This is a genomic window from Bacteroides sp. OF04-15BH (genome assembly GCF_003477995.1).
GTDB lineage: Bacteria > Bacteroidota > Bacteroidia > Bacteroidales > Bacteroidaceae > Paraprevotella.
This window is the reverse complement of the sequence record NZ_QUEM01000014.1, coordinates 72805-91690: the sequence shown is the minus strand read 5'-3', so window position 1 is coordinate 91690 and position 18886 is coordinate 72805. Positions and strand designations below refer to the sequence as shown.

General features: G+C 46.8%; 12 protein-coding genes and 1 pseudogene. 11 read left to right on the top strand and 2 right to left on the bottom strand.

Annotation, left to right across the window (positions count from 1 at the left end):
• Positions 1-5: 5 nt before the first annotated feature.
• Positions 6-173: a hypothetical protein gene (locus DXA74_RS16445; protein ID WP_199666131.1), complete on the bottom strand. Its 168-nt coding sequence runs from the start codon at positions 171-173 to the stop codon at positions 6-8.
• Positions 174-199: 26 nt separating this feature from the next.
• Between DXA74_RS16445 and araJ the strand changes: the two genes are divergently transcribed.
• From araJ to DXA74_RS08105, 8 genes and pseudogenes are all read left to right on the top strand, one after another.
• Complete coding sequence (gene araJ, locus DXA74_RS08140) at positions 200-1354, top strand: MFS transporter AraJ (protein ID WP_118526475.1); 1155 nt, start codon at positions 200-202, stop codon at positions 1352-1354.
• Between the two features lie 171 nt (positions 1355-1525).
• Positions 1526-1981 carry a DUF4488 domain-containing protein gene (locus DXA74_RS08135; protein WP_118526473.1) on the top strand — a complete coding sequence of 152 codons (456 nt, stop codon included), beginning with the start codon at positions 1526-1528 and terminating at the stop codon, positions 1979-1981.
• 33 nt (positions 1982-2014) lie between these two features.
• Positions 2015-3064: a DUF5030 domain-containing protein gene (locus tag DXA74_RS08130; protein WP_118526471.1), complete on the top strand. Its 1050-nt coding sequence runs from the start codon at positions 2015-2017 to the stop codon at positions 3062-3064.
• 250 nt (positions 3065-3314) lie between these two features.
• Positions 3315-4950: pseudogene (locus tag DXA74_RS08125) on the top strand (glycoside hydrolase family protein).
• Between the two features lie 5 nt (positions 4951-4955).
• Positions 4956-6098: a glycoside hydrolase family protein gene (locus DXA74_RS08120; protein ID WP_147401055.1), complete on the top strand. Its 1143-nt coding sequence runs from the start codon at positions 4956-4958 to the stop codon at positions 6096-6098.
• Positions 6099-6121: 23 nt separating this feature from the next.
• Positions 6122-8101, top strand: a complete 1980-nt coding sequence (locus DXA74_RS08115; RefSeq protein ID WP_118526497.1) for a glycoside hydrolase family 97 protein — start codon at positions 6122-6124, stop codon at positions 8099-8101.
• A 32-nt stretch (positions 8102-8133) separates the two neighbouring features.
• Positions 8134-9822: a right-handed parallel beta-helix repeat-containing protein gene (locus DXA74_RS08110; protein WP_118526467.1), complete on the top strand. Its 1689-nt coding sequence runs from the start codon at positions 8134-8136 to the stop codon at positions 9820-9822.
• A gap of 60 nt (positions 9823-9882) precedes the next feature.
• Positions 9883-11244: a DUF6055 domain-containing protein gene (locus DXA74_RS08105; RefSeq protein ID WP_233550485.1), complete on the top strand. Its 1362-nt coding sequence runs from the start codon at positions 9883-9885 to the stop codon at positions 11242-11244.
• Positions 11245-11301: 57 nt separating this feature from the next.
• On the opposite strand, the gene DXA74_RS08100 is transcribed toward DXA74_RS08105, so the two are convergent.
• Positions 11302-12174, bottom strand: coding sequence for an AraC family transcriptional regulator (locus DXA74_RS08100; protein ID WP_118526465.1), 873 nt, complete (start codon positions 12172-12174; stop codon positions 11302-11304).
• A 127-nt stretch (positions 12175-12301) separates the two neighbouring features.
• Between DXA74_RS08100 and DXA74_RS08095 the strand changes: the two genes are divergently transcribed.
• From DXA74_RS08095 to DXA74_RS16865, 3 genes are read left to right on the top strand one after another with little or no spacing between them, the layout of a single operon-like run.
• Positions 12302-15670 carry a glycoside hydrolase family 2 protein gene (locus DXA74_RS08095; RefSeq protein WP_118526493.1) on the top strand — a complete coding sequence of 1123 codons (3369 nt, stop codon included), beginning with the start codon at positions 12302-12304 and terminating at the stop codon, positions 15668-15670.
• Between the two features lie 44 nt (positions 15671-15714).
• The gene (locus DXA74_RS16575) at positions 15715-16986 is read left to right on the top strand and encodes a glycoside hydrolase family 2 protein (RefSeq protein WP_255420799.1); all 1272 of its coding nucleotides are present in this window, start codon (positions 15715-15717) and stop codon (positions 16984-16986) included.
• Positions 16887-18662, top strand: coding sequence for a glycoside hydrolase family 2 TIM barrel-domain containing protein (locus tag DXA74_RS16865; protein ID WP_255420798.1), 1776 nt, complete (start codon positions 16887-16889; stop codon positions 18660-18662). Before DXA74_RS16575 ends, DXA74_RS16865 begins: the two co-directional genes overlap by 100 nt.
• Positions 18663-18886: the final 224 nt, after the last annotated feature.

Here is an 18886-nt window from a genome sequence, read left to right as displayed (position 1 = left end):
AATTGTTAAAACGGTGTGAAGTATTTCTGTATTAAGACAGATTTTGCACGGGCCTTACCGTGAAAAGGAGAGAGGAAGTCAAGAGACTTTTTCTGAGAAATCGTATTTCCGGGTGTACCTTTTGCATTTTTTCTTTGTAATTTTGCACCGTTTTTTAAAAAAGTGTTTTTCAAAAGGTATTGTTTTCAGGTATAGCATTATGAAGAAAAGTCTTATTGCATTGGCATTCGGTACTCTGGCCCTTGGAATGGCCGAGTTTACCATGATGGGCATATTGCCCTATGTTGCCTCCGATTTCGGAATCAGTATTTCAGAAGCCGGCCATCTGATATCGGCCTACGCTCTTGGTGTCTGTTTCGGGGCTCCGGTCCTGATTCTCGCCCGGAAGAAGTCGCTGAAGCATTTGCTTATGGCCCTTGTTTCGCTGATTGTAGTGGGAAATCTGTGTACTTCTTTTGCCCCCAATTATTGGGTGATGATGATCGGACGTTTCGTTTCCGGTCTGCCCCACGGCGCTTATTTTGGAGTGGCTTCCATTGTGGCCTCCAAGCTGGCGGACAAAGGCAAGAGTTCGGAAGCCGTTTCCATCATGATTGCGGGAATGACTGTGGCCAACCTGTTTGGTGTTCCTTTGGGCACCTCGTTGAGTCATCTTGTATCCTGGCGCACCACTTTCCTGTTTGTCGGCATTTGGGGAGTCATCGTGTTTTATTACATCTGGCGGTGGGTTCCGGTGGTAGAAGGCTTGCAGGACAATGGTTTCAAGGGGCAGTTCCGCTTTCTTCGTCATCCTGCTTCCTGGCTGATTTTGGGGGCCACGGCTTTGGGTAATGGCGGTGTGTTCTGCTGGTACAGTTATATCAGTCCTCTGCTGACTCAGGTTTCCGGCTTTTCGGAAAACAGTATCACCGCACTGATGGTTCTGGCCGGATTTGGTATGGTTGTGGGCAATCTGGTCAGTGGCCGTATGTCCGACCGTTATACGCCCGGTCGCGTTTTAATGGTGTCGCAGGGAGGTATCTGTCTGGTTTTGATCGGTATCTTTTTCTTGTCTCCCAACCCTTGGATTTCGGCGGCACTGATGTTTCTCTGCACGGCCGGACTTTTTGCAGTGTCCAGTCCGGAGCAGTTGTTGATCATCCGTGTGGCTCCGGGTGGTGAGATGTTGGGAGGAGCCAGCATACAGATGGCGTTCAATCTGGGTAATGCGGTAGGAGCATACGCAGGTGGTCTTGCCGTAACAAGTGGCGTGCGCTATGCGGCATTGATGGGAGTTCCCTTTGCCTTGGTCGGCTTTATTCTGACGCTTATCTTCTATAAACGTTATCAGGGACGCTATGAAATGAATTCATAGGTATACTTAAGTATACTTTTGCGAAAAAAGTGCGGGATTTTTTCTTGGGTAAAGAAATAGTTTCTTATTTTTGTGATAGTCCGTTAATAAACTGCTAATCCTAAGTGGTTTTTGCGGTCTATGAAATGAGATCTTTGAATATTTTTCAATTCAGTTTAAAATCTATGACCCATGAAAAAAAAGCTGTTTTCTTTACTCTGTCTGCTTTGTCTTGTCGGACAGGTTTGTGCGCAGGAAACGCTGCACAAATCAACTACCCTGATTGGAATCTGGAACCAGATGCGTCCTTATCGTCTGGATTCAACCCGTGTCGTGTGGATGCCTACGGGTAATTTCAAGATTTATAATATAGACCGCACTTTCCTTTTGCTGATCAATGACGGAAAGGGTACGTGTGCCATTACCGCTTACGGTACTTATGACGGACGCACGCCGGGAGAGTTTACCGAGAAACTGGAGTTTCATGCCTATTCCAAGGCCTTAAATAGCGGTAACTCTACGTCGAAGCTTCGTTATGCCCTTCAGAATGACTCAATCATGCAGTTGGAATATTACAATTCCGACATCAAGAAATGGGTCCCTGAATTATGGAAACGGGTAACTCCCCTGCATGTTCGGCGTCAGTAAATCCATAGAAACAACCCCTTAAAATCAACGCTTATGAAACGGTTCTTTTTATTTGTCAGTGCTTTTGTGACACTGTTTTCCGTATTGGAAGCCCAAAATTATGAGCCGGTTAAAGCCCATGAAGCCAATCTTCCTTTTGTGTCCGAACAGGAAATGGTGGACGGATTCCACAAGGTATTCGGACAGAAACGCACCAAAGCCTGGATTCCGAACGACCGGGTCAGCAAATATTATGCGCTGACTAATGTCCGTGTATTGGAAAATTGTCCGGACAAACAGGTCCAGTCAGCCGATTCCATCCGTGCCAGTGTGGTATACGGTTGTGATTCGAAGGACGGTCGCCCGCCGTTTCGGATGATGATTGATGAACTCGAACCTCTGAATCAGAATACAGAGAAGGCTCAGAATCTGTTTCGTACTTTGCAGGAGAAAACCGGTACGTCTGCCGATGTCAAGCAACCGGGAGTTTTCTGCTCCTGGGTTTCCGGAACCTGCTATTCCCTGTATCGTCCCACTCCCTATATGAATCAGATAGTTTCTCCCCGTCTGTACCGGAATGTCATCCAGAAAGGAATTTCTGAAAAAGACCGGGAAGCTGTCTACACGCGCGGAGCCTATCGCGAGGAGGCAAGCGCATTACGGGTTGGAGTTGTGGGAAATCCGCATTGGTTGGAGATGGTGGAATACGAATGTGTTTTCTTTACTCACGACGTGAACCGGTTGTGGTGCGAACGAAAGTCGGGTGAGTCTGTGGCTGGAGAAAAAAGATCTGTCGGTTTCTCTTTGTTGTTGCAGATTCAGAAGGACGGTAAGCTCAAGGTGCGCGCCTTGAAGCCAGAAAAGCTCTCCGACTCTCAGCAGAAACTGTTGGGAGAGTTGCAGCAGGTGCTTGACGACATTCCGGCCTGGAGTTTTGATTATCTCTACACTCTGGACGGGAAAATCTTTCCGGCACGCTATCTGAAAGCCTCATATAATCCCCAAAGCAGCAAATGGATTTTTGTTGACTATATTCGCAGTTCACCGGCAGATACAGATATTTCACCGCTCAGTCTGTACCAATATAAACCGATGGGTTGGTAATCCTAAAAAATCGGCAGATGCATTGTCTGCCGATTTTTTTTGTGGAGTAAAATAATGTTCACCTTAAAAATACCAGCTTATCATTTGCCGGTATCAATTTTTTTTGCGAATATTGTATTTATGTTCCATGCAAGTTGCGTGAAAGGCTATTGCATGACGGAATCATTAAATCTAATATACAGAAAATCAATTTTTTCAGCTGAATGGCTGTTTCATTTCTTTTGTGGCTAATGTTAACTGATCATAGAATATGAAAAATATTTGTTTGTGTTTTTGTGCCTTGTGCCTTTGTTCTTCCTTGCAGGCGCAGGTTACAGAGCGGCAGCGTCCTGCAGCATGGAGCCAGCTGGTAAAGGGAGCCCGTTTTATGGACCGTTTTCTTCCGATGCCGGATGGTGTAAAATCGAATAATCTTTGGGGAGCTCAGGGAGTTCAGAACAGATATGTCGATAATGGCATAGAGGTTTCTGACATGTCGTTCTGGGGAGGTAACATCTTGCGATCGGCCGACGGGAAGTATCATTTATATGTCTGCGGATGGCCGGAAAAATCCCCAAAGGGACACATGTTTTGGTCTAACTCTACTGTTTACCATGCTGTTTCCAGTCAGTTGTCCGGTCCCTATAAGATTCAAAACTCAATAGGTAAAGGGCATAATCCCGAGGCCTTCCGTTTGCCGGACGGACGTGTGGTCGTCTATGTCATAGACGGTTATTATATTGCCGACCATGAGAACAGCACGGTGTGGACTTATCAGAAGTTTGATTTCGACAGCCGGGACCGCAATATTATAGAAGGATTGTCCAACCTGACTTTTGCACGACGGCCGGACAATTCATATCTGATGGTTTGCAGAGGTGGAGGAGTTTGGATCAGCAAGGACGGTCTTTCCACTTATCAGCAAATAACCGGCAAAAGGGTATATCCGGATATAGACGGACGCTTTGAGGACCCGGTGGTCTGGAAAGACAGTCTGCAATATCATCTTATTGTCAATGACTGGCTCGGACGTATTGCCTTTTACCAGCGTTCAAAAGATGGCATACATTGGGTAACCGAACAGGGCGAAGCCTATATGCCCGGTATTTCTTTTCATAAGAATGGCGAGGTGGAAGAATGGTTCAAATACGAACGCGCCAAAGTGTTTCAGGACAGTCTCGGACGGGCCGTACAAATGAATTTCGCGGTTATTGATACCATAAAGTGGGACGATTTGCCGGGCGACCGTCATTCCTCAAAAAACATTTGTATTCCTTTGAATAAGGGACTGTCACTGGCAGTTTTGAATGAAAAACCGATAACCGCTTCTACCAGACGCATTGCTTTGTATAAAAGCAGAACCAGGTTTTAATCCTCAGACTGAGGTGGACATCAACTCTCTTCGTTTCGGATCATACCAGGAAGTGAATTTCGGAAAAGGCTGCAAAGCAGTGAAGACACGTAATCAGGGAGATGATCTGATTGTGGTGTTTGACGGCAGGGGAAGCGGCATTACTTCCGAGGAATTTGCCCCAAAACTGATTGGCCGTAACAAGAACGGCGAGTTGCTGTATGGTTATGCTTCTCTTCCTTACGTAGATTATTCTCCGGCTATCCTCTCTGCCCGTTGTCCGGTTTATGATGCCCAGCAGAATGTCTTGAAGGTAAAGGTTGCCAATTTCGGCCTTTCTGCCTCCGAACCGGCGGATGTAGAAATAAAATGTTCCGGAAAAACGGTTGCAACAGGGCGAGTTGCCGTCTTGCAGCCTTACGAAGAAAAGGAACTTCCTCTGACTGTTTTTTCGCTTTCTGACCCAAAACCAACTGAATATGAGGTGGTGTTGTCTTGTAAGGGCAAAGAATTGGAACGTACTTCATTTAAAGTATCTGGTGCAGATAAAAAATAATAATTATGAAACGGAATATGATTCGTACAAGTGTCTTTGGGGCATGTCTGTGGCTTTGTTGTTCTTCTCTATCGGCGCAAACAAACCGATTGCCATCGGCAGAAGGGAAGGAGTTGAAAATCCCTTATGCCGAGATGGCTCTTACGGCAGAACTGTTGGGGCCGGTTGTTGATGAACCGGAATGGTATGTATGGTGCTTTTCGCCTTTAATGACCGAAGACGGCAAGGTGCATGCACTTGTCAGTCGCTGGCCGGCTGCGGAAGGTATGGAAGGATGGTCGGAAAAGAATGCGGAAATAGCCCATTATGTGGCGGACCGTCCGGAAGGACCGTTTAAGTATGTCCGTACCATCTTGAATTCTGAAAGTTTTCCGGACAAAAAGACGATGATGGCTCCACATAATCCGCGTCTGGAGTATGTCGATGGGAAATATATCTGTCTGTTTATCTGTCAGGATCCCAGTTTTCCGGTAAAATGCGGCAATCAGCGGGTGTGTATGATGGTGGCTGATGATATAAACGGTCCCTGGAGATTTGCGGGAGAGAACAATGGAATTATGGTCAGCGCCTCAAAAAATCCGGAACATTGGACCTATCAGGCTGCTATCGGGGCTGATAATCCGGCTTTTCTGAAGATAGGAAAGAAATATTATATCTATTATAAATGCGGAACTCCGAAACAACTGGATGCCAAGTACGGATATGCGGTTTCCGATAAATTGGAAGGTCCCTACATGCTTTGCGACGCTCCGATTACCGACAATGTGTCTTATATCGAAGATGCGCAGGCTTTTCGGGTTGGAAAGCAAAACTATTTGTTGACTACAGACAATTTCGGAAATAACTCCGGTGTCTTTGGAAACCTTATTTTATGGAAATCCAAGGACGGACGTTCTTTTTCGCTCAAAGATGCAAAAATCGCGTTGGGAACATTGTTTGATTATTGGGGAACTCCCGAAGAAGAGAAACGGCTGAAGGAAGACAGCAGGGTGTTTTTCCGTTCTCATTCCGGAAAACTGGAGCGACCGGCAGTATTGAAAGTTCACGGAGTACCGCAATATCTTTATGGTGCCGGGGGAGCCAATCTCCGGGGAGGAAGTGTATCTGAGACCTATGCCTTTAAAATCAATTGGAATAAAGGTAAATGAAGAAATTCTTATAAGATATGGAAATGAAAAGAATTTTTGGTCTTTCTCTATGCGTGTTGTGTATGGGAACGACCGTTTGGGCCGGAGATTATGTGTTGACTTCACCGGGAAAAACACTGAAAGTAAATGTAAATGTCGGAAATACAGTATCGTATAGTGTTTTTCATCAGGATAAGATGCTGATGAAGAACAATGAACTGTCTCTTGAATTGGAGAATAAGGTGCTTGGAGAGCGTGCTGCTGTAAAGCGGGTGTCCCAGAATCACCGTAAGGAACAGATACCGGCATTCTATTACAGATGTGCTGATTTTGACACAGAATACAATGAGATGAAAATCTCTTTTAAGGGTGGCTATTCGTTGATATTCCGGGCTTATAATGAAGGCATCGCCTATCGTTGGGATACGGATTTTAAGGATAGTGTTCTGGTAAGGAATGAAAAGGCCGAGTTCAACTTTCCGGAGAATTATAAAGCCTATTTGCCTTATACCACCAATCCGAAAGGCGATCAGTATGCCATGGCCTTTCAGAATATCTATACTCATACCTCATTGGGCGAGGCAGACCATAAGACGGTGGCATTCCTTCCGGTAACGGTAGACTGTGGTCAGGGACTGAAAGTGACGTTGCTGGAGTCGGATTTAAGAAGTTATCCGGGCATGTTTGTCCGCACGTGCGAAGGGAAGTATTCTTTGAATGGCGTGTTTGCCGAATATCCTTCGGAGATGGGTGTTCGTGGTCCGCGTGCCATGACGTATGTAAAGAACCGTCATGACTACATCGCTAAAACGGAAGGAGACCGTTCTTATCCCTGGAGAATTATGGCCATTACGGAGTGTGATGAAGAGATGCCGGTGAATAATCTGGTATATGCTCTGGCCGAACCGAGCCGGATAAAGGATCTTTCATGGATTCAGGGAGGAAAAGTTGCCTGGGACTGGTGGAATGACTGGGGATTGAGCGGTGTAGACTTCAAGGCCGGCATCAATATGGATACCTATAAGCATTATATTGATTTTGCGGCTGAGAATCATTTGGAGTTTGTGATTCTGGATGAGGGGTGGTATCATCCCGGTAAAGGGGATATGCTGACAGTTATTCCGGAACTGGATTTGCCGGCTTTGGTGGAGTATGGTCGCTCGAAAGGGGTAAAGCTGATCTTGTGGACTGTGTTCAACGTGTTGGATAAACAGCTGGAAGAAGCCTGCAAGAAATACTCGGCTATGGGAATCAGCGGTTTTAAAGTGGACTTCCTGGATCGGGATGATCAGACAGGCGTGGAAATGCTTTATCGGATTGCGGAAACTACAGCTAAATACCATCTGACTCTGGATCTGCATGGCTTTTATAAACCGACGGGAATCAACCGTACGTTTCCGAATATCATCAATATAGAATCCGTGTTCGGAATGGAGGAAATGAAGTGGAGCACCGTGGATAAGGATATGATGGAGTATGATGTGACTATGCCTTATATTCGTATGATGGCCGGTTTGCTGGACTATCAGCCGGGGGCTATGCGCAATGCAAGCAAAAAGGATTTCAGACCGATCTATTACAATCCGATGAGTCAGGGTACAAGATGTCATCAGCTGGCTGCCTATATCGTGCATGATTCTCCTTTGACGATGCTGTCGGATAATCCTGAGGCTTACCGTAAGGAAAGAGAATGTCTGGATTTTATCGCTTCCATCCCGAATATAGGTATTGAGGAAACCAAAATACTGCAAGGTCAGTTGGGCGAATATATTGTGGTAGCCCGCAGAATCGGACAGAATTGGTATATCGGAGGCATGACAGACTGGAATGCACGTACGATTGAATTGGATTTGTCTTTCCTGCCGGACGGACAATACCAGTCCGTATTGTTTGCGGATGGTGTGAACGCAGCCAAGCTGGCCGCGGATTATAAGCGTTCCGAACAGACTTTAAACAAAAATCAGAAAGTCAAGATAGACATGGCTCCCGGAGGCGGTTTTGCACTGTCTTTAAAATGTAAATAGGATTTTATTATCTTGATTAAAATCAGTAGATTATGATTAGCTGTTTGAAATATATATTGCCTGTGACCCTGTTCTTTGCTGTTGGAGGTATGGGCAATCTGTGCGCTCAGGAGCTGGTTGTCGATGTCACGCAGTGGGGAGCAAAACCGGATGACGGGAAAGACGACACCAAAGCACTACGCAAAGCGGTGGAATATGCCTGTGGTCATCCTGGTACCACCTTGTATTTGCCACCCGGTAAATATCTGTTGAAGGATAAAGAGGCTTTGAAACTGGAAGAGGAAGTGATGCAGGGAAAAATGGGAGCCAATCCGGAAAAAGTGGTTTATACTCCTTATTATCCTTATGTAAAAGGCTTGGATTTTGATGGTGTCAAGCATGTAACCGTGAAGGCAGACCGGGCAGTCTTGATGTGTGAAGGATGGATGGAACCCGTGTCCTTGAACCGGTGTGAGCATGTGGCCATAGAAGGTTTGTCGATTGACTATGTGAGGAAGCCTTTTGTTTCGGGAGAGGTCGTCGAGATCAAACCGTCCTGTTTTGAAGTACAATTTTCTGCCGGAAAAAGGGTAACGGATGAAATGCCTTTGACAAGAATGACGTTTTGGGAGAAGGACAAAAACCGGTTGTATCCGGAACCTATCTATTTTCCGAAAAGAGAACTTTTGGGAAATAACCGGGTACGTTTTCATCATTCCATACCCGATTATCTTTTGGGAAGTGATGTAACGGTTCTGAATTCCTTGCATTTTCGTCCTGCAATATTGATTTACGCATCAGAGGATACCCGATTGTCGGATGTGACGATTCATGCCCAACCGGGAATGGGCGTTGTGGGATTTGACAGTAAGGATATTCTGTTGGAGCGTTTGTCGGTCGTGCCGTCAAAGGGTTATTACCTGTCTACAAATACTGATGCCACCCATTTTGCGTGCTGTACGGGAACATTGCATTTCGTGGGATGCAACTTTCAGGGACAAGGAGACGATGCCACCAATGTACATGGCTATTATCAGACGATACTGGAACACCATGCCAATAAGGCCCGGATACAAGTGAATGCAACCACCTATACGCATGCACAGGTTGCTGATGTACCTCGTGTGGGAGATACGTTGGAGTTGGTGGAAAAGAAAACTCTTAAACCGATAAAGTCCTATATCGTTCGTGAGGCAAAGCATCACAATCCGGAAACCTCGGTAGAAGTCACCTTATCAGAAAACTTACCTGAAAATTCTTCAGCCTATTATCTGATGAATATTTCAAAGCTTCCCGAACTGATTTTTGAGAATTCGGTCATTAACAGTCATCTGGCAAGAGGTATTTTGGTAAAAACCAAGAAGGCCCGGATTGTAAATAATGTATTTCGGGCCTGTACGGGTACGGCGATACATATCGGTGCCGAGGCCAACTGGCATGAGGGCACGCATTCCCGCGATGTTTTCGTGCAGAACAATGTCATGATTGGTTGCGGAAAAGGAGCCGGAAGTCAGGCCGGAGCTGCCGGTATTGCAGTAATTATCGAAGCCCAGGATACGAAGGATTCCTACTTGCATGAGCATGTTTGTCTGGAAAACAACATGATTATGGGCGAGGGCAATCCTTGTGGTATTTATGTAGGTAACAGCAAGAATATAATTCTAAAGGATAATAAAATCTTGAATTGCAAGAAGGATTATATTTTTCATAGCGTAGATCAGATTTCTGACGAACAGAAATAACTGGTTTGATGAAGAGATAAGTCGATCAGGGTATTACGGAGTAACATTTAAAATTGTACTATGGAGAAACGGAAATTTAAGATGGACAGTCGTTTGTTGTCTTTATTGGTTTTGTTGTTTGCCGGTTTCCTGCAGATTTCGGGCGATGAAAAGAAAATTCTGGTTCCGGCAAAACAGATAAAGGAAAATTCGTTTGGGAAACCGTATGGTAAGTTTTCCCAGGAATACAAGGCCGAGTCCGAGAATCTGGTTTTGTTCTGGGAACGCTCTTTTGGAAAGAATCCGGCAAACTATAAGGACCCTTCAAAGCGTTTTTATCCCGATGAAATTCTGGCAGAAGGAGAACGGTTCTATAAGTATTATGCCGACAAACTGAAGTTCGTTCATAAAAAGTCATTTGCCCACCAGTATAAGATGATTATCTGGATGTTTAATGATGAAGAGACAACGGCTTATGGATGGGGTGATGAAGGAGTGGGGATGATGTGGATGCGTCCTTGCCGTACGAACTCTTATCCATACTGTGCGCTGGCTCATGAAATGGGACATTCTTTTCAATATATGGTGGGAGCAGACGGAGCCAGAAGCTTTGACAGCAGTCCTTTGGTGGAGTATTCCTCTCAATGGATGCTGTGGCAGGTTTATCCAGACTGGGTGACTATTGAGAAATATCATCTGGATGCCTATATGGAACAGACGCATTATTCTTTGTTTCACGAAACCAACATGTATCATGCTCCTCAATTTATGGAATACTGGTCTGCCAAACATGGCAAAGAGATTATCAGCCGTATCTGGAAGGAAGCGACCGGAAATGAAGATCCGATCAGTACTTATAAGCGCATCACTGGAACGGATCAGGAAGAGTTCAATGATGAGATTTATGATGCCGCTACGCACTTTGTAACGTGGGATTTGCCCCGAATAAAGGAAGCGTGCAGCAGTTATGCCAATGAACATACCTGTAAACTGGAAAAGCAGCCTGATGGTTGGTTGCGAATCGCCAAAAGCCGCTGCCCTCAGAATTATGGATATAATGCAATTCGGCTAAGAGTTCCGAAACCAGGCACCAGGGTGGAATTGGATTTCATGGGCTTGGCCGGTGAGGCATCTTTTCATGCCGTAGACCCGGCGAATGCAGGATGGCGGTATGGTTTTGTGGCAGTAACTACCGACGGAAAGCGCGTTTATGGAGAAGCCCATAAAGGAGTGAACGGTAAGAATGCAACGGTTGCCTTTACGGTTCCTCAAAAAACACAGTTCCTTTGGCTGGTGGTTACCGGAGCGCCAATGAAGCATACCGAAGTTTATAAAACATGGCAGGAACTGGCAAAGGAAAAAGGGAAGGAGGCGGAGTGGCCTTATCAGATCAAACTGAGAAACACAGAAGTGCACTATTCTGTGATCAATGCCAAAAAGTAGAGAATCAGTCTGCAAGTCGTTCGGATAATGACTTGCAGACTGATTTTTTAATACGATTTACAGTAAAAATGTTTTCTTGAGATATTCCTTGGGAGAACATCCGGTGATTTTCTTGAACTGATGATTGAAATGCGAAATGCTGTTATAGCCACAGTCATAGGCAATTTCACAGATGCTGATATGTCGGTTCTGCAACAGTTTGGTGGCATAGGATATCCGGATTTCAGCCAAATAGTCAAAGATGCTGCGACCGGTATTGGCCTTGTAATATCGGCATACCGAACTTGGGTTCATGTGCACCAGATCGGCAATGTCGGACAAACTGATGTTGTGCTGGTAATGCTGCATCAGGTATTGATGGATATTTTTGATGCAGGGATCGTTCTGTTTGGAAATCCCCGAAACATATTCTTCAGAGTTCAGACAGATATAATCCACTTCATCGGCCAGTTTGTAAAGCAGGATGCAGAAGTTCATCCATTTTTCAAAACCGGTTTGATGAATCAGCTCGCGAAACTTTTCCTGGGCTTCCTTCAGTTTGTCTCCATGAAACAGAAGTCCTTTGCTGGACTCATGCAATAAATGATGAATGGGCTTGACTTCTGCGATCTGATTCTGGAAGTCCGGAAGGATGGTATCGTCAAACTGACAGTATACGGAGTGTGACAATAAGGTGGTGTCCGGTTTGTAATAGCATTCCGAGCTGAGCCACAGATGCGTAAGATTCGGACCTACCAGCAACATATCCCCCTGTTCGAGCGGTTTGCTGAAGTTGCCCACGAACATGGTTCCGGTTCCCTCTTCAAAAAGAATCAGTTCATATTCGGGATGGATATGGAGTGGCGCGGCAAAAAAAGGGTTGTAATAATCAATTACAGTGAAGGATGCGTCTTTCGTTTTGGTGACTTTCTCGTAGGTTATTTTAGGCATGGTATGGATTTCGTTGTTGTATTATTTGTTTTGTTTCAGGTCATGATGCAAATATACAACAAGTTTCTGCAAAAAAAGTTCATTCTTTATTCTTTATAGCTTATTATTTTTGCAAAAAATGTATGCCATGAGAAGAACAAGTTTTTTATGCACACTGTTGTGTTCCGGCATGATGCTGTGGGCACAGAATCGGGATTTTGTACCGGTTGCCTACAGTGATTGTGGTGATCCGGCCAAACAGCCCTATCTGATTTTGGGAGAAAATTATACCATGCCGGCTTATCCGGGTGCCGGTGAGACGGTGCGTACGTGTAATTTCGGTAGTAAAGTCATCTATGCTTTTGATAAAATGGATATTCAGGCCGATTATCGTCTGGAAATAGCTTTCTTGTCAGATCAGGAGCGTATTATTGAATTGATTGCCGACGGTAATCCCATCTGTGAAGATATTGTGATTCCGGAAGGAAAGGAAGTGCGCCAGGTAATCGATTTGCCCCGTCATGCCTTTGCTTACGGCCAGTTTGTACTGGTAGCCACTCCGAAGAAAGGACCTAATGCCATTATTTCGGAGATTAAGTTGTATTCCACCAATAAAAAAGAATTGCAGCCGGTACGTGCTGAGGCACGTGAAGCTTTGAAGAATGTGCGCACCTATCAGGTAGATACCTTAGTTAATGTAGAAACCAAACTACCACAGTATACTCCAATTCCCGAAGCGGTTTCGGGATTATATGAAAACCGTATTTCTTTGAATGGAGTGTGGGAGTTTTCCGAGAATGAAGCCGGAGCTGAATGGCAACCGATACAGGTTCCCGGACAGTGGAACATGCAGGGATTCAAGGTCGATTCTGCAGCCTTTGCCCGTTATCGCCGTGAGTTTGAAGTGCCGGCATCCTGGAAAGAGCAGGAGGTAATGCTTCGTTTTGACGGAGTGCACAGCGAATACCGTGTGTTGCTCAACGGACAGGAAGTGGGGCGGCATCTGGGAGGAATGACTCCCTATGAGGTGAACATTACCGATGCCCTGAAGTCAGGCAAGAATCAGTTGGAGTTGTATGTGCGTAGCGAATCGCTGGCCGACATGTTGGGAAGCCTGACCCAATATGCCGCACACCAGTTGGGAGGTATTACCCGCAAGGTAACCCTGTTTGCTGTTCCTAAAGTACATATTTCCGATCTGAGGATTGTGACTGATCTGGATTCTGAGTATCAGAATGCCACTCTGAAGATGATGCTTTCTGTAACCAATACAACGAAGAAGTCCGTGAAGGGAATGCGTTTGCAGGCAGCTTTAGAGGGACAGCTTTTGGCTACGGCAAGCGCGTTGCCGGAGATAAAAGCGGGAGAAACCTGGAAGGGTGAATTGAAAATGCAGATTAAAGAACCGGATTTATGGGATCCGGAGCATCCGAACCTGTATGGTTTACGTGTCAGCTTGTATGCCGGAGACCAGCAACAGGAGCAGCTGTTCCGAAAAGTCGGTTTTCGGGAAATACAGGTTCAGGGCAACCGTGTCCTGTTGAACGGAAAACCTTTGAAATTGCGCGGTGTGTGCCGTCACGAGGCCCATCCGTTGCTGGGACGCTCGCTCACCGACGAACAATGGCGTAAGGATGCCGAGCTTTATCGGGCTGCTAACTGTAACTTTATCCGCACGTCGCACTATCCGCCGGCCGAAGAGTTCATCTCCTATTGCGATGAACTGGGCTTACTGGTCGAGGTGGAATCACCGGTATGCTGGGTAGGGCACCACGCCAACGAGAACTGGCAGAGGCTGAATTATCAGGACCCGAAGTATTATGACTATGTATTGCAGGCCAATATGGAAACGATTCATTTCTACCGCAATCATCCTTCCGTGCTTTTCTGGTCAATGGCCAATGAGTCCTATTGGAACAAGGAGTTTGCGCAAGTGGCCGAGTATGTCCGTAAGGCCGATCCGACCCGCCCGTATGCATTCCATGACCAAGCCTATGGAGGATTCAATAATCAGGGTAGTACGGCTCCGATAGCCAATATCCATTATCCGGGACCGGGCGGTTATCAGGAGGCCGCCAAGAGCAGCCGTCCGATGACTTACGGAGAGTATTGTCATTTGAACGTGTATAACCGCAGTGAACTGGTTACCGACCCCGGTATCCGCAGTGACTGGGCATTGGCCTTGCAGCCGATGTGGGAAAATATGTATCGCACCGACGGAGTTCTGGGTGGCTCCATCTGGTCGGGTATTGATGATATCTTCCAGTTGCCCGATGGCAATGCAGTGGGATATGGAGCCTGGGGACCGATTGACGGTTGGCGTCGTCCGAAACCGGAATATTGGGACATGAAGAAAATCTTCTCGCCGGTGAAAATCCTGACGGAAAAGTTGGAGCCGGCAAACCGTTTTGTGCTGGAAGCCGAGAATCGGTTTACATTTACCGACTTCAATGAACTGACCCTTGAGTGGAAATATGGAACAGAATGCGGCAGAACACGGGCGCAACTGCAACCCGGGCAAAAGGGGCAGATCCATATAGAGGTGCAGAACCCAGAGTCCGGAAACCAGCTGTATCTCTCTTTCCGCGATCCGCGAGGCGTGGTGATTGACGAATATTTAATTCCGGTTGGAGAGCAGAAACAGAATCAGGTGCCGGATTTATTGCCGGAAAAGACCAGATTGCAGACAAAGAAAGACCTGTTTATAGTGCGCGGCGAGGACTTCATTTGCGAAATTTCTCGTGCGGACGGACAAATCAAGAATCTGAATTGTCAGGGAAAACCGATATTGCAGGGCGGTCCCTGGCTGATGGCTTTACCTTTGACCGGAGGCGGATGCTATCCGAACCATAATGCCAATACGCCGGTGTTTAATGATTGCTGCAAGGGATGGAAAGCCGAAACGGTAACCGCCGAAAAGAAGGACGATGGCGTGCTGGTTACCGTAAAGGGACAATATCAGGATTTTGCCGGAGAGTATCGCATGTTGATTAATGCCAACGGCGAGATTCGGGTGGACTATGACTTCACGGCCGGTACGGATCTGAATCCGCGTCAATGGGGTGTTGTTTTTACAACAACCGACGGTTTTGACAAAACCTTCTGGCGCAGAGAAGGTTTATGGTCTGTTTATCCCGATGACCACATCAGTCGGCCGGTGGGAGAGGCATTGAGTTTCTATTCGGAAGTTCCTCAGAAAGAGAATCCGCGTAGCGAGCCCACCTGGTCCTGGAGCAAGGACCACAATTCCTTGGGAAGTAATGATTTCCGTTCTACCCGCCGGAATATCTGGTTTGCCGGACTGGACAACGAGGAGAATGGAGCGCAGGTTCTGGTCGTTTCGGATGGCAAGCAGCACTGGCGTTCCTGGAAAGACGGAAAATGCACCCGTTTCCTGGTGGCCGATTTTGTGACAGCCGGCGATGAAATGTTCCTGAGCAGTCATTATGCTCCCTATCGCAAACCGATCAAGAAAGGCGATGTACTCCGCGGAACCGTTTCCTTGCGCGTGAAGTAATTGGACATCATTCAAGCAAACCTTTTAAAATCAATACTATAATTATGATGAAAAAAAATATCATACCATTCTTGTTTCTCTGTTTGCCCTGTGGCATCGGAGCGCAAGTCAGACAATATCTTTTGCCGGCAAGTGTCTCAGAAGTGAGCCGACCGGTACGTTTGTTGAACGACGGATGGAAATTCCGTTTCTCGGAAAAGGATTCCTGGGAACGGGTAAAAGTGCCCGGAGAACTGTGCATGCAGGGATATGGCATTCAGTACGACAGTCTGTATACCTATCAGCGGGAGCTTGAGATTCCGAAGAATTTTGCGGGAAAAACCGTTATTCTGCGTTTTAACGGTGTCTATTCCTATGCCCGTCTGTTCTTGGACGACCGTCTGATTGCCGAGCATCGGGGAGGTTTCACCCGCTGGGAGCGCGATATCACTGCATACGTAAAGCCCGGCAAGAAGCACCGTCTGCGTCTGGACGTGTGTGATGAATTGCAGGACATTTCCTATGCTTCCGGTTATGCCCATCATCCTATTGGCGGCATTTTGCGGGATGTGGTGCTTTATGCCTTGCCGAAAACCCACATTTGCAATCTGATGCTGGACACCCGGTTCCATACAGATTTTACAAGCTCCGAGCTGCGTGTCCGTTATGAACTCAATGGAGCCGCCAAAATACGTTATCGGTTGACAGCGCCCGACGGCAAGGAAGTTCCTCTCCGTCAGCCGGAAGTACAGGCTGCTGCCGGCGTGCAGGAGCAATGCTTTGAGGTGGCCCATCCCGTGTTGTGGGATGCCGAGCACCCTAATCTGTATCAGTTGCAGCTGACCATCGAATCAGAGCAGGGTAGTTATACCGTAAAGCGTGAAATCGGATTCCGAAAGATTGAGATTCAGGGCGACAAGATGCTGGTCAACGGCAAGCAGGTGAAGCTGCGCGGAGCCTGTCGTCACGATATGCACCCCACATTGGGACGAAGCACCAACCGCGAACTCGACAGTCTGGATGCCCTACGTTTCAAGCAGTCCAATATGAACTTTGTGCGCACCTCACACTATCCTCCTTCCGAGGATTTCCTGGAGTTCTGCAACCGTCTGGGCATTTATGTGGAGTGTGAAACGGCTTTGTGTTTTGTCGACACCTATCGGCAGAAGAACTACGCTCCGGGAAAGACTCAGGACGATACGACCTATACCGCCGCTATCTGCAACAGCTGGAAGAGATGGTTTACAGTTTCCAGGCTCATCCGTCCGTTCTTTTCTGGTCCATCGGCAATGAATCGGTCTACGGCACCAATTTCCAGAAATCCTACGACTGGGTGAAGGCTACGGACACGACGCGTCCGGTCATCTTCAGCTATCCCGGTACGGCACCTAAGGACAAGAAGGTTTATGACATTCTGAGCATGCACTATCCCGAATATACCGGTAACTGCAATCAGATAGGCAAGTCCACCCGTGGTTTTCAGGGCGAGGGCATTCCGGCCCTTTTCGATGAATGGGCTCATGTGCCTTGCTATACTTATACCACCTTGCAGGACGATCCTGGCATTCGGGAATTCTGGGCCATTTCTTTGGATAAGATGTGGGAGAAACTGTTTGACGCTCCCGGCGGTTTGGGAGGAGCCATTTGGGGCTATTCCGACGAAACCTTTATGGTGCCCGAACCCCGTAAAGGCAACTCCTACTGGATAGAGTTTGCCCGTACGGCGAAGCCGAAAGACTATCAGGGTAATTGCGTGGGATATGGCGAATGGGGTATTGTGGATGTGTGGCGCCGGGAGAAGCCCGAATTCTGGAGTACGAAGAAAGCCTATTCTCCGGTGCGTCTGTTAGAGAAAGAGGTGCGCGATGTCCGTTCCGGTCAGGACCTTCATTTCCGTATTTACAATCGTTTTGACCACACAAACCTCAAGGAGCTGAACATAAAGGTAGACTGTAATGGACGGACATACTCCGTTGAGGCTCCCGATGTGGCTCCTCATAGTTTGGGAATCCTGACTCTGGCAGGCATTGACTGGAACGGTGCTTCTGAGCTGACTGTCCGCTTTTATCATGAAAAAGGTTTGCTGATTGATGAAGAACGCATCACTTTGGGTACTCCCGAAACCGAACAGAAATCTGTTGCCAAGGCGGAACCTTTGCAGATTGTCGAGCAGAATGACTTCCTGGTTGTGAAAGGCGCTCATTTTGAAATTCCGTTTAACAGACTGACGGGCTTGATGGAAGGAGTCACTTCCAACGGGCGTGAAGTCATTCAAAAGGGGCCTTTCCTGAATCTGGATTTGAATACCAGCCATAAGACCGGTGCTGAAGTTCGTGAGAAAGCTTCCAATTATATTGTTCAGGATCAGGACTGGAAACTGGAGCAGATGACTTATGAGGAGCGCAACGGCAGTGTGATTGTCCGTCTTAAAGGACAGTATCTGAAGATCGGTATGTGCCTGAATATCCATATTGATCCGCAGGGTACTCTGTATATGGACTATGTTACCGAGAATGAGCCGAATGGCTGGTTGCGCGAAGCGGGACTCAAGTTCTATCTTTCCGACAGTATGGACCGTCTTTCCTGGAAGCGTAAAGGATACTGGACCACTTATCCCGAAAACAGCATGTCGGGCAATGAAGGCAGCTGTGGCCTGTACGATTCTCCGAAAGTGGCTTATGGCAAGCAGCCGAAGCAGCCGTGGAGCAAAGACCGCTACAATTATTTTTATTTTGCGGATGCCGGAGCCAACAGTCAGAAACCGCTGACCAACAGTGCCAAGGCTATGAAGGAAAATGTTTATGAGTATCGGGTGACTCCAAAACGGGATAAGGCAGCGGTAACCGTTCTTTCCGAGAAGGGTGAGGTGGCCTGCCGTATGAACAGAAAGTCGGACGAGCAACTCATTCTTTATGTGAACAATCGTTGGGATTATCCCGAAATAGCCTGGGGTGATTATTGCAAGGCTATCGATGTCACTCCGGTGTACGGAAAAATCAAGATTCAGCTATAGGCTGAATCAGGTTTTTGGAAGTGCAACCTTTTGTGTGCCTCCATTTTCGGGAAGTACAGTCTTGATGGAGATACAGAAACAGGTATAACAAAACGAAAGTAAAACAACGCTTTCTGTTACTATTTGCTTGATTCCGGCCGTTCTCACGAAACGGGACATTTAAGGCAGCATCCCGTTCTGGAAAAGTTTTTGCATGTATATGCATGCGATATCTGTATAAATAC